Raw genomic sequence first — 12699 nt, forward strand, 5'->3', positions numbered from 1 at the left:
TATGTTGAAGATTAAATCCCCTCCCGGTTTCGGGTTGATGCTTATATTTCTCATGGGGCTCACCACCCTTTCTCAAGCGCAAACGCGGAAATACAGCAATGAGTTTTTAAGCATTGGCGTAGGAGCCAGAGCTTTGGGCATGTCGGGTGCCAATGTGGCCAGTGTTACTGATGTTACTGCGGGTTTCTGGAATCCGGCAAACCTTGTAGATATTAAAGCCGATTTGGAAATAGCCGGAATGCACGCCGAATATTTTGCAGGCATAGCCCAATACGATTATGGCGCTATTGCAAAACCTATTGATTCTACCAGTGTGCTCGCACTTTCAGTTATTCGTTTTGGCGTTGACGGAATTCCAAATACCACCCAGCTGATTGATGCAGATGGAAATCTAAATTACGATAGAATATCAACCTTTTCGGCAGTTGACTACGGCTTTGTACTTAGCTATGCGAAAAAGCTTAAAGTGCCGGGCTTATCAGTGGGTGGTAATGTAAAAGTGGTGCACCGCTTTATTGGCGATTTTGCGAAAAGCTGGGGTTTTGGAATAGATCTGGCAGCAACTTATCGCCTTAAAAATTGGCGATTTTCGGCAATGGGGCGCGACCTCACTACTACTTATAATGCATGGACTTACTCGCTCGACGACGCTACAAAAGATGTATTTGTAGCAACAGGAAACGAGCTTCCTGAAAATGGACTCGAAATTACTCTTCCCAAAATAGTGCTTGGAGCAGCCTACAAGAAGGAGCTCAACAAATTTGCTCTTCTGGGCGAGGTTAATGCAGTGATTTCTACAGACGGCCAGCGCAACGTTTTGCTAAGCGCCGACCCCATAAGTGTGGAGCCGCTGATTGGTTTAGAAGCGAGTTACATAAATTTGATTTACCTTAGAGCTGGACTTGGAAATATGCAGCGGATAAAAACATTTAGAGGTACTGAAGAAATTTCCATCCAGCCCAATCTTGGCGTCGGGTTAAGGTTAGGAAATTTCCACCTCGATTATGCAATTACCAATATTGGAAATGTGTCGAATACTTTGTACTCGAATATTTTCTCGCTAAAATTCCAGGTGTTTAAAGCTCCCGGTTCGTGAAAAAAATAGGATTAATCCTTTGGTTCGCTCTTCTTACTGCAGTTTCCTTTGGTCAACCATTTGGAAATGAGTGGATTCAGTATGGCCAAAAACATTACCGCATTCCTATTTTCGAAGATGGAGTTTACCGCATTACCTACCAGAATTTTGTAGCTGCCGGTATTCCCGTTTCGCTGATTGACCCTCAAAATATACAAATGTTTGCCTTTGCGCAAGAAGTTCCCATTTTTGTGAGCGATGGGCAAGATGGCGTTTTTAATTCTGGCGACTATGTTGAATTTATCGGCGAGAAGAACGACGGGAGGAGAGAGGCGGGACTATACAATGCTCCGCAAGACCAGGGAAATCCCGATTACAGCCTCTTCAACGACACTGTGCGGTATTATCTCACCGTAACTCCCGGCGGCAATCACCTTAGGTTCTCAAATGCAAACGACCAGAATTTTGATGCATATGCGCCCGTACCTTATGTATGGAAACAGTCGAAACTTGTTTTCTCAAACCGGTATTTCGATCAGCCGCAGCTCCTCGATCAGCCGCCTTCAAATCAGCCAAATTTCAGACTTTCACTCAGTGAGTTTATTGCCGGCGAGGGCTGGTTGAGCAATCCCATTACACTCAGTAGCACTGCCTTTACGGCAAATGTTCCGACTGCTAATGCATACACCGGATCTGACGTTCCACCTGCCGAGGCCACAACCGTTGTGGTAGGAGTGAGCGATATGAGCGATACCGGAAACGACCATTTTATTCAGGTAAAGTATGGAGCCGAACAAGCCTTGGTGGTAAATTATCAGTACAATGGCTACCGCATAAATACATTTGATTTCAATATCCCAAATGCGTCCCTGGGCGCCACTCAAACCCCTATTTTGCACCAAGTGGTAAATGCACTAGGCATAACGCGCGACGACCAGGCCATTGCCAAAACCGAAATTACCTATCCACATAGCACCAATTTGGCGGAAGCCGATTTTTTCCGGTTTCAATACCGCTTAAATACCGCACAGAGTAAAACCCGGTTTGATTTCTCAAATATTTTGGGAGCTAATCCCCGTATTTATACGCTCGGCACCAACGCACAGCGGGTTGCCCTTTCGGCAAATGGAGCGAGCTATAGAGGCTTGATAGCCAATAATTTTGACTTGGAAAAATTTGATTGTCTTCTGGTGACGGATGCAACCGTGAAATCTATTTCGGGAATAGAAACTACCGGAAACAACGGGTTTTTTACCAATTTTGGTCAAACACAGATAGATTCGGCCTTCGTAATTATTACCCATAGTTCGCTGATGGTTCCTGCCCAGCAATACGCCAATTACAGGCAGCAAAAGTTTAACACCATTCTCGTAAATGTCGATGAACTTTACGACCAGTTTGGTTTCGGAGTTGAAAAAAGCGGAATGTCTATTCGCAATTTTGCTAATTATATTCTTCAAACCTGGTCTTCCACACCGCAGCACTTACTTCTTTTGGGGAAAGATATTCGTACAGCTTCTATCGGAAGTTTAGCAGGCACACGCCGAAGTCCGGTGCACTTTGCAAATAGCCTTGTTCCATCTCTCGGTTTTCCGCCTAGCGACAATTATTTAACCCAGGGTCTTGCCAATACCTTTCTGGAGCCCGCAATGCGCACGGGTCGTGTAAGTGCCAAGTCGCCCGAAGAGGTGGAATGGTATCTCGATAAACTGCAAACCTTTGAGTCGCAACCACCGGCTATATGGATGAAAAATGTAATGCATTTAGGGGGTGGTGGAAATATAGCAGAGCAAAACCGGTTTGCAAATCATCTTGCTTCTTATGAAACGGCAATCGAAGATTCGAGTTTTGGGGGAGTTGTGACAACATTTTTAAAGTCAGGTTCAGATCCTATTCAAATAAATGTAAGCGAAGAAGTGTCAAATCTTATTGAAAATGAAGGCGTTTCGCTTATGACGTTTTTCGCTCATGCCGGATCTGAAGGTTTTGACCAGTCTATAGACAATCCGCAGAATTTTGACTGGAATGGAAAGTATCCGTTTCTTTTAGGAAATGGCTGTTACAGCGGAGATTACCATAGTCCTGGAGCCGGAAGTACCAGTGAAAAGTATACCATTCTAAACCAACAGGGAGTCATTGGATTTCTGGCTTCTGTAGAGTTGGGGATTGAAGGCGATTTGCACGCATTCAGTTCAGCTTTTTACAAACATGTTTCAAAATTGAGCTACGCACAAACCATTGGAAGCCAGATTAGAAATTCACTTTCGGATGTAGCAGCACCTACAGTTTTGCGCCGCTACCTATGCTATGATATGGGCTTGCAAGGCGATCCTGGCGTGGTGCTCAATTCTTTTCCGTGGCCCGATTTTGAGATAACGGCACAAGATGTCTTTTTTACTCCACAAGAAATTACGGCCGATATTGACAGCTTTACAGTAAAAGTAGCTGTGAAAAACATTGGGCGAGCTACCAATCAACCATTCGCGGTAACGCTAGAACACCATACACCTGAAGGGATAGGCGACTCAGTGTATGTGTATCAAATGAATGGACTGTACAACCGCGATACAGCCAGTTTCAGGCTTCCGGTAGATTTGCAGTACGGCGTTGGCCTTCATCAATTTAATGTGTTTGTTGATTTACCCGAAAATGTCATTCGCGAACTAGATGGCTTTGAGCAAGTTAATAATCAAGTCATTGGCAAGGAGCTTTTTATATCCAATGGCGGTCTTATTCCGATTTACCCGTATCCCTTTGCAGTAATTCCGCAGAAAGATCCCGTTTTGCGTGCATCTACAGGAAATCCTCTGGCCGAAGAACGCACCTATCGCATTGAGATTGACACCACAGATTTGTTCAATAGCCCGCTTTTGCAAACTACCGAAATAGTAGAGACCGGAGGTGTAATAGAATGGCAACCCACGCTCAATTATCCCGATAGCATTGTCTATTTCTGGCGCTGCGCCGAGCTTACCGACACTGAAACACTTTGGCGTGAAAGCTCCTTTCAATACATTCCTGAAAAATTGGGCTGGGGACAAGCGCAGATATTCCAGTTTAAAAACAACAACTTTTTTCTCACGGAATTTAACCGAACCGAACGCAGGGTAGATTTTTACAGTGGAACTGTAAATCTGCGCAATCGGGTAATTGGAAACTCTTTTGCGCTTTCTAATAATATTGTACTCAATAATACCGAAGTTGAATATGGAGCCTGTGGAACCTCGCCGTCGGTGCATTTGGCAGTTTTCGACCCCATTACTTTCGAAGCCTGGGGCACAAATTACGATGGTGCAAACCCCGATCATAATTTTGGGAATGCCAACAATGGAGGCGCCTGCCGGGCAAGAGTTGAATATTACTTCATTTATCGACAAAGTTCTGCTACGCAAATGCAGGCTCTGGCTGATTTGTTGCTATCGGAAACCATTCCAGATGGCCATTATGTGGTTCTCTACACCATCAGGAATGTAAATTACGAGCTCTGGGACAATACACCCGATATTTATACCGCATTTCAATCGCTTGGAGCAACAATGATAGGTGCCGAATCTGCGCAAGACAGTGTGCCATTCTCGCTTATTCTCCGAAAGGGCGACCCGAGCTTTGTATATGAGCAATACGGCGACACGATTAATGAAGTGCTCTTAAACAGCGTGAATATTCCATCAAGCGGAAGCGAAGGCACGATGACGACTCAAAAAATTGGGCCGTCGAAAAATTGGAAAACAGCCAGCTGGAACACCTTTTCGCTAGACGCAAATGAAGGAGATAATTCACAGATTAAAATTATCGGTATCGATGCAAATGGCTTAGAAACAGATATTCCCGGTGGTGAATTCTCTGCCGATGATGATGAAATAGATCTCTCAAATCTGGTTTCTGCAGATCAATATCCTTATTTACGACTTTCGGCTCATCATGAAGATCCGCAGAATTTAACACCCCTGCAGATTAATCGCTGGCACGTACTTTACGATCAAGTGCCAGAAGCGGCCGTTGATCCGAATCATTTTTATGTTTTTCAAAATAAAGAATTACAGCAAGGTCAGGCAGGTTATATTGCTGTTGCTATTGCCAATGTAAGCGATCACGATATGGATTCACTTCTAGTTAATTACTGGATTGAAGACGGTGATAGAAACCAGGTTGAAATTCCGTATCCGCGGCAAGATTCGCTTCGGAAAGGAGAGGTTTTAATCGACACCGTTTACTTCGACACCCGAAATCTTACTGGTAATAATACGCTTTGGGTTGAGGTTAATCCGCGAGGCGATAGCGGTTTATACGATCAGCCGGAGCAATCGCATTTTAATAATTTGCTTCAGATTCCATTTTCGGTAAGCCGCGACAATCAGAATCCGCTGCTGGATGTCACTTTCGATGGAATTCATATTATTAATGGTGAGATTGTATCGCCAAGTCCTGAGGTTTTGATTGTACTAAAAGACGAAAATCCATTTCTTATCATGGACGAACCATCTGATACAGCTCTGTTTAAAGTGTTTATTTCTTCGCCTGGCGGGCAGTTGGTTCAGCAGTATTTTAATTCGTCGACAGACAATATTCTGGAGTTTATTCCTGCGATAAATTCAAAAAATCGCGCTAAAATATTCTACCGACCCAAACTTAAAGACGATGGCAAGTACAGTCTTTTGATTCAGGCAACAGATAAATCGGGAAATCAATCGGCAAATATTGACTACCAGATAGAATTTGAGGTCGTAAATGAATCTACAATTTCTGAAGTGCTCAATTATCCAAATCCTTTTTCGACCAGTACCCAGTTTGTTTTTACCCTTACGGGAACGGAGGTTCCAGATGAATTCAAGATTCAAATCATGACTATAAGTGGTAAGATTGTGCGAGAGATTATGCAACAAGAATTTGGCCCAATCAGAATAGGTAGAAATTTTTCAGAATACCGCTGGGATGGCCGCGATGAATATGGCGACCGGCTCGCCAACGGAGTTTATTTGTACCGGGTTATTGCGCGACTCAATGGCGAGAATATTGATAAAAGAGAAAACGCCGCTTCACAGTATTTTACAAAATCGTGGGGCAAGATGGTCCTTTTTAAGTAGTCAGTAGTGATTCATTTCATTTCGCACTGGTTTTTATCTTTTTCAATAAAACTTTTCCGTTTAATAGCCGTAACCTTTTAGAATTAAAATCACTTTTTAAAATTATTATCATTTTCTTCTGTGATTAAAATTTTCAATATTGCAGATTAAATTATCTTAGTCCAAAATTTCCCTTTTGCATCAAGGAATAGTCATCATACCTACCTACAAAGAGAAAGGTAATATTAAGCAGATTATCGAAGCGGTACTCGCGCAACCTGTTGACCTGCATATACTTGTTGTGGACGACAACTCGCCCGATGGTACAGCAGATATCGTGCGCGAGCTTCAAAAAACATATTCTGAATCGCTTCATTTACTCAATCGCAAAAAGAAGGAAGGGCTTGGAACGGCTTATATCGCCGGATTTAAATGGTGTTTAGAACGCGAATACACTTATATTTTTGAAATGGATGCCGATTTTTCTCACAATCCCACTGATTTGCCCCGACTCCTGCAAGCTTGTTTAGACGGAGCGGATATGAGTATTGGTTCGCGCTATGTAAAAGGTGGTGAGGTTTCCAATTGGGATTATACCCGCATTTTAATTTCTTATTTCGCTTCGCTCTATGTGCGGTCTATTTTGTGGATTGGAATTAAAGATGCTACAGCGGGTTTTGTGTGTTATCACAGAAAAGTACTGGAAGCCATTAATCTCGATAAAATCGAATTTATAGGATATGCTTTCCAAATTGAAATGAAGTACAACGCCATTCTCGAAGGCTTTAAACTTGTAGAAGTGCCTATTACCTTTATCGACCGCCAGGTGGGCCAAAGCAAAATGAGCATGAAAATCTTTACCGAAGCCTTTTTTGGCGTTGTGAAGATGCGGTTTTGATTACCTATTTAAATTCTAGCTCAAAATCTTGAATGAGAATTCCACTAATTAAATTTATCAAGGTTTTCTTTATTAGCGTTGGCTTTTATTTAAGTTATCTTTATTAAGAAATGGCGTTAATTAAAATTTTGACTGTTTTCTTTATTAAGGGTTTACACTAATTAAAGATTTATGCCAAAATTTAAATAAGAGTTTATAAATCTTAATTAGATTTTTAATTCAGGTTTGTTGGTGGTTTAATCGCCTTTCAATAAGGATGATTTTTTTTTTTCAAAACGGGTGATACCAACACGGTCTTTAATTTACTGAATGGGTTTATCTTTTAAATAGATATTTTTTGCTAAAAAATTACTATATTTCAGGATCCAAAATAATCCATTCATGAATCTAACCAGAAGCCTAGCCTCACTATCCGTTTTTAGCGTAGTCATTTTTGTGGCAGTATCCTGTTCAAAAACAGAAGATTTGCCGGAACCGGCGCGCTACTCACTCGAAAATATTGAGCAACTTGAATTGGGAAGAGTATTATTTTACGAAAAAGCACTTTCAATTAATAATGCCGTTTCTTGCGGTTCGTGCCATAAACAGGTTAATGCTTTTGCAGATAATACTGCCTTTAGTACTGGCTTTGAAAGTGGAAAAACGACAAGAAATACACCTCCAATCCAAAATCTGAATTCCGGTTTTTTTGAAGGAGATGAATTTTCGGGACAAGCACTCTTTTGGGATGGTCGTACTCGAAATCTAAACGAACTAGTAATTGCGCCTACTCAAAACCACATAGAAATGGGTATGCGCTCTGCCGATGATCTGGTTTCGAGGTTACGAGGCAAACCATATTATGCCACTCTGTTTCAAAATCGTTTTGGATCGGAAGAAATTACCATCGAAAAGGTTTCAATTGCACTTACGTCTTTTATTAGACAGTTCGAGTCTATCAATTCTAAATTTGATATGAGTTTCTTTTTTAATTCATTAGATGACCTAAGTGTTTTGGAAAGTCAAGGTTTTCAGCTTTTTACAGGGAAATATAATTGTATGAGTTGCCATGACGTATTATCTAATAGTGGTTATAGCGAGCCGACCGGCGAAGAGTTTGTAAATATTGGACTAAATGTAGATTATGCTGATAAAGGCCGCGCAGCTGTTACAGGCAATGAAGCGGATAACGGTAAATTTCGAATTCCAAATTTGAGAAATATAGCGCTCACCGCACCATATATGCATGATGGTCGTTTTAGCACTCTTGAAGAAGTAATAGGTCATTACAGCGAAGATCTCCAGCCAAATATCAATCTCGATTCACGGTTGCGCGAATCGACAGGTGAACCATTGAAAATGAATATTTCTGAATCAGAAACCGTGGCTCTCGTTGCATTTCTCAATACGCTTACTGATCAAAACTTACCTCATGACAAACGCTTATCAGATCCGTTTATTAAATAAAATTGATAGTGAATAAGAAATTTATAATCCTATTTGTTGCAGTTGTTTTTAGCTCGGTTTACAATACAGATGTATTTGGTCAGGATCTGGAAGATTCCAAAGAAAAGAGATTCGATCATTTCGTTGGCTTACAAGGAAATTTACTCATCCGCGAGTTCTTCAACTTTGGTGAAGAAAATAACGAAATAGACAATCCATATTTACTTACTTATACCATGCGTTCAACAAAATCGGGGTATGCGCTTAATGCGGGTTTCGGTTACAATTCTACTAACCGGGAAAATGATGACGGAGTGAGGATAAGTCAACAAATAGTTGATATTCGCTTTGGCCCTGGCTATCAGTTCAAGACTGGCAAATTTGAGTTTGGTGTGGGTGTAGATGTTATTTACCGAGGCCGATCTATTGATACCTTTTCACGACAGGTAGTGGAGTTTAGCAATGCAGTAGATTCAACAGTGGCTACCACACGATCAGCAATTCAGGGTTTTGGAGGTGGAATTCAAGCCACTGGCAGGTTTTATTTGTCAGACAGATTTCTAATTGGTACTGAAGCAAGTTTCAACTATATTTCGGGAAACGAAAAATTCAACTCGGAAAATATTAATTATGTTGTTTTTCAGGGTGTTACTACTACCACTTATCAAGTTGAAAATGAAAAGGCTGATGTTGAGTCATGGCAGTTTAAATTGCCTGTGGTCATTTATTTAATAGTTAAATTTTAGAAATGAATACCACTCGTATATTGATAGTTTTATTCACCTTAGTAATTATCTCTGCTTGCGAGCGCGAAGGTTGTACTGATAAAGATGCCTTAAATTTTGATATTAGCGCTGATAACGATGACGGCTCTTGTATACATTGCCCGGCTGGAAGTGGTGCTTCAATTCTTCTCGATTACGGTATTGTTAAGGAGATGCGTCCTAATTCAGATTATTTGGATATGGATATTTTAGATATTGAAATTGAGCAGGTTGGTGTGAATATTTCAGATATTGCAAATTGCAATTCCATTGAGCAGTCGTGTATGTTACAAATTACTTTTAAGAATGTTAGCGGTGTTACCTTACAAAATTTTCAGGTTTACATATCGGCTTCCAACTCTCAAATTGCTATCGAGAATAATTTTTATCTCAATACTCTGAATCCAAATACTCAGGCACAACAAAACATTTTTGTTGGTGGTGGAGGAGGAATGCAAGAATGTATTCCTATTACAGAATATGGGAATTTAAATTTTTATATTTCAGGCGGTTATTATCAGTAGGGTTTCACTTCCGTTAAAGCGCTTCGGGCAAATCTAAGCGTACTCAATCCAATTGTCCTCATGCTTATTGATTCTTACTTCAATTTATTTGGAGCTGTCAAAGTTGTATCAATATTATTTTCAAGAATCATTTAGCTAACTTTGTCTACCAGAAATCACACCAATGGCAAAATATCTCATAAAAGGAGCGAAAATTGTAAACGAAGGCACCCAAAAAATTGCCGATGTATTAATTACTGATGGATTAATTCAAAAAATCGCCTCTGAAATCGAAGCGCCCGCGCATTGTGAAATAATTCATGCCGAAGGACTTCATCTTTTGCCTGGCTTAATTGACGATCAGGTACACTTCAGAGAACCGGGTTTCACGCACAAAGGTGATATTGAAACCGAGAGCAGAGCTGCCGTGGCCGGCGGAGTGACCAGCTTTATGGAAATGCCAAATACGGTTCCCAATACGCTTACCCAGGAACTGCTCGAAGAGAAATACCAGCGCGCCGCGGAAGTGAGTCGGGCCAATTATTCTTTTTTTATGGGAGCTTCCAATGATAATCTCGATGAGGTTGTGAAAACTGATCCCAAGCGAGTTTGCGGAGTTAAAGTTTTTATGGGTTCTTCTACAGGTAATATGTTGGTTGATAATCAAACAGCTCTTGAAAACTTATTTAAGGAGAGTCCGACAATAGTGGCTTCCCATTGTGAAGATGAGCAAACCATAAGAGAAAATATTGCGCATTACAAAAGTCGCTACGGCGAGGACGTTCCTATGTGGGCGCATCCGCTTATCCGTTCGGCAGAAGCTTGCTACCGCAGCTCTTCGCGCGCCATAGAGCTTGCCACAAAATTTAATGCCCGCCTGCATATCCTTCATATTTCTACCGAAAGGGAAACCATGCTTTGTTCAAATGATATTCCACTCGAAGAAAAGCGGATTACAGCCGAAGCCTGCACCCATCACCTTTGGTTTACCGATGCGGATTATGAAACAAAGGGCAGCCTGATAAAATGGAATCCGGCGGTAAAAACCTACGAAGATCGAAATGCCATTCGCGCAGCAGTAAATTCAAATAGAATTGATGTCATAGCGACAGATCACGCTCCGCATACTCTTGAAGAGAAGCAAAATTCCTATTTTAAAGCTCCTTCAGGCGGACCGCTAGTACAACACACCTTGCCGGCATTGTTAGATTTATACCACACCGGAGTTTTTACACTCGAGAAGATCGTTGAGAAAACCAGCCACAGCGTGGCCCGTCTTTTCGAAATTGAAAACCGTGGTTTTATTCGCGAAGGTTTTGCTGCCGATCTCGTTTTGGTCGACCTCGATTCTCGCAACGAAGTATTGAAGTCAAATCTTTTATACAAATGCGGCTGGAGTCCTTTTGAAGGCCATACGTTTAAATCGGCAGTTAAGTACACTTTCGTGAATGGTGAAGTAGCATTTAAAAACGGCGCAGTAATTGATTCCATCCGCGGTAAGCGATTAAGTTTCAAACGATGATAAAAAACATTTTTTTTCTTTTTTTTGCGGTTCTCCTCGTGAGCTGCGGTGGCGATAAGGAAGTTGAAATACCCGAAGGTTTGATTGATTCAAACACATTTACAGCTATTATGATAGATGTGCAGCTTACAGAAGGTATGAACACCCAAAAAAATTATGTGCGCAATAATTCATCTAACGATCAGGCAGGCGCCGATCCTTATACTCCAATATTTAAAAAACATGGTGTAAACGCCGAAGAATTTAGACGCACCTATGATTTTTATAGCCGTAATCCACGGAAGATGGAGATGATTTACGAGCAGGTTTTAGATAGTTTAAATAAGCTGGATGTAGAAATTAAGCAGAAATACACCCAGGATGAGCGCGCTAAAAACGATAGTACAAGAGCGGCTAATCAAAAAAGGAGCGATAGTATAAGAGGGATTCCCCGACCGGGACGAAATTAATTTTTAGGGTTTCTGATATTTTTGAATTGCTAAAGGTGTTTTCTCTTGATGCGCTTCTTGCAGTTTCGCGGGTTACTTTTGGCTTGCCGCCTGTAATTGCTGCCCAGCCTTTAGCGCCTATCCACGCCAGTGAAAGCATCCAAGGGCTTAATTTAATTTTTGGTTTTGAGTTTCCGAATATTCCAGCTGCTGTATCGAGCAGGGTTTTAAAGTTTAGATTTTCAGCATTTAAGAGATATCGCTTGTTTTGTATCTCACTATCCATAAGCGATATACATGCTTGACTTACATCGCGAACATCAACATATCCGGCAATTCCCTCAGGGTAAAATGCGACGCCTTTTCGCAATAGCGACATAAGCATACCGCTGCTTTGATGCGATTTGGCGGGGCCTAAAATAATGCTGGGATTCACAATTACTGCAGGCAAACCTTCTGCTGTCCCACGCCAGACTTCGCGCTCAGCCATAAATTTGCTCAGGCCGTAAATCGAGTTGTTGTCATCGCGATTCCAGTAATCATTCTCGTCGGTAAGGCTACCCGCTTTCGCTCTTCCCAAAGCAGAAACAGAGCTTATATGGCAAATCTTTAAAACTCCCGCTTCAATTGCAAGGTTCACCACATTTTCGGTTCCTTCGGCATTTACTTCCAGCAATTTTTCACGGTAGCTCGAATCGTACGAAACTAGCGCTGCTGAATGGTAGCAATATTTGATATCTTTAAATGCTGCCTCTAAAGATTCGATGTCGGTTATGTCGCCATCACACCATTCAATTTTATTGTAATAGGTTTCACCATTTTTTGAATCGTAAAATTGAAAAACCCGTTTTACAAATTCTGTATCGCTGTCTTTCCGCTTTAGCGCACGCACTTGCTTCCCCAATTTTATAAGGTCGAATAATAATCGTGTACCTACAATTCCTGTGCTGCCTGTTACCAGAATCATGGTGCAAAAGTAAGGTATAATTATGTACGTATTCGCTCGAAATTAGCGTTCTTG

The 12699-nt window shown here is 41.3% G+C and carries 9 protein-coding genes; 8 read left to right on the forward strand and 1 reads right to left on the reverse strand.

Annotated elements, in window-relative coordinates; genetic code table 11:
• Position 1: 1 nt before the first annotated feature.
• From G3O08_RS15645 to G3O08_RS15680, 8 genes are all read left to right on the forward strand, one after another.
• The gene (locus G3O08_RS15645; protein ID WP_239541278.1) at positions 2–1096 is read left to right on the forward strand and encodes a putative type IX sorting system protein PorV2; all 1095 of its coding nucleotides are present in this window, start codon (positions 2–4) and stop codon (positions 1094–1096) included.
• The gene (gene porU2 / locus G3O08_RS15650) at positions 1093–6159 is read left to right on the forward strand and encodes a putative type IX secretion system sortase PorU2 (RefSeq protein ID WP_163286325.1); all 5067 of its coding nucleotides are present in this window, start codon (positions 1093–1095) and stop codon (positions 6157–6159) included. The genes G3O08_RS15645 and porU2 overlap by 4 nt, the downstream gene beginning before the upstream one ends.
• A gap of 175 nt (positions 6160–6334) precedes the next feature.
• A complete protein-coding gene (locus G3O08_RS15655; protein ID WP_163286326.1) occupies positions 6335–7036 on the forward strand; it encodes a polyprenol monophosphomannose synthase in 702 nt (233 codons plus the stop codon).
• Positions 7037–7417: 381 nt separating this feature from the next.
• Positions 7418–8482: a cytochrome-c peroxidase gene (locus G3O08_RS15660; RefSeq protein WP_163286327.1), complete on the forward strand. Its 1065-nt coding sequence runs from the start codon at positions 7418–7420 to the stop codon at positions 8480–8482.
• 8 nt (positions 8483–8490) lie between these two features.
• Positions 8491–9207, forward strand: a complete 717-nt coding sequence (locus tag G3O08_RS15665) for a hypothetical protein (protein ID WP_163286328.1) — start codon at positions 8491–8493, stop codon at positions 9205–9207.
• 2 nt (positions 9208–9209) lie between these two features.
• Complete coding sequence (locus G3O08_RS15670) at positions 9210–9749, forward strand: hypothetical protein (protein WP_163286329.1); 540 nt, start codon at positions 9210–9212, stop codon at positions 9747–9749.
• 163 nt (positions 9750–9912) lie between these two features.
• Positions 9913–11250 carry a dihydroorotase gene (locus tag G3O08_RS15675; protein WP_163286330.1) on the forward strand — a complete coding sequence of 446 codons (1338 nt, stop codon included), beginning with the start codon at positions 9913–9915 and terminating at the stop codon, positions 11248–11250.
• Positions 11247–11699 carry a DUF4296 domain-containing protein gene (locus G3O08_RS15680; protein ID WP_163286331.1) on the forward strand — a complete coding sequence of 151 codons (453 nt, stop codon included), beginning with the start codon at positions 11247–11249 and terminating at the stop codon, positions 11697–11699. Before G3O08_RS15675 ends, G3O08_RS15680 begins: the two co-directional genes overlap by 4 nt.
• On the opposite strand, the gene G3O08_RS15685 is transcribed toward G3O08_RS15680, so the two are convergent.
• The gene (locus G3O08_RS15685; protein WP_163286332.1) at positions 11644–12645 is read right to left on the reverse strand and encodes an NAD-dependent epimerase/dehydratase family protein; all 1002 of its coding nucleotides are present in this window, start codon (positions 12643–12645) and stop codon (positions 11644–11646) included. The genes G3O08_RS15680 and G3O08_RS15685 overlap by 56 nt on opposite strands.
• Positions 12646–12699: the final 54 nt, after the last annotated feature.

This window comes from Cryomorpha ignava (assembly GCF_010686655.1).
Taxonomy (GTDB): Bacteria; Bacteroidota; Bacteroidia; order Flavobacteriales_D; family Cryomorphaceae; genus Cryomorpha; species Cryomorpha ignava.

What these genes read in the sequence shown, in the direction of transcription:
- G3O08_RS15670 (WP_163286329.1), top strand. Translation starts at nt 9,210, where the DNA reads ATGAATACCACTCGTATATTGATAGTTTTATTCACCTTAGTAATTATC.
- G3O08_RS15660 (WP_163286327.1), top strand. Translation starts at nt 7,418, where the DNA reads ATGAATCTAACCAGAAGCCTAGCCTCACTATCCGTTTTTAGCGTAGTC.
- G3O08_RS15685 (WP_163286332.1), bottom strand. Translation starts at nt 12,645, where the DNA reads ATGATTCTGGTAACAGGCAGCACAGGAATTGTAGGTACACGATTATTA.
- G3O08_RS15675 (WP_163286330.1), top strand. Translation starts at nt 9,913, where the DNA reads ATGGCAAAATATCTCATAAAAGGAGCGAAAATTGTAAACGAAGGCACC.
- G3O08_RS15680 (WP_163286331.1), top strand. Translation starts at nt 11,247, where the DNA reads ATGATAAAAAACATTTTTTTTCTTTTTTTTGCGGTTCTCCTCGTGAGC.
- G3O08_RS15645 (WP_239541278.1), top strand. Translation starts at nt 2, where the DNA reads ATGTTGAAGATTAAATCCCCTCCCGGTTTCGGGTTGATGCTTATATTT.